Genomic DNA, 232 nt, shown 5'->3' on the forward strand with positions numbered 1-232 from the left:
CAGCGGGGGGGGGGGGGGGGGGGGGGGGGGGGGGGGGGGGGGGGGGGGGGGGGGGGGGGGGGGGGGGGGGGGGGGGGGGGGGGGGGGGGGGGGGGGGGGGGGGGGGGGGGGGGGGGGGGGGGGGGGGGGGGGGGGGGGGCGGGCCGCGGCCCCCCCCGCCCCCCCCGCCCCCCCCCGCCCCCCCCGCGCGCCCCCCGGCCCGCCGCCCCGCCCGGGCGCCGCCCGCCCCCCC

General features: G+C 99.6%; 1 protein-coding gene. It reads left to right on the forward strand.

Translation table 11 applies throughout. The features are described 5' to 3' along the window. Nucleotides 1-232 (forward strand): hypothetical protein (locus tag ACEN88_RS36385; RefSeq protein WP_413347225.1); only part of this gene is annotated, 232 nt, incomplete at both ends.

Source organism: Massilia sp. CT11-108 (assembly GCF_047302915.1).
GTDB lineage: Bacteria > Pseudomonadota > Gammaproteobacteria > Burkholderiales > Burkholderiaceae_D > Telluria > Telluria orientalis.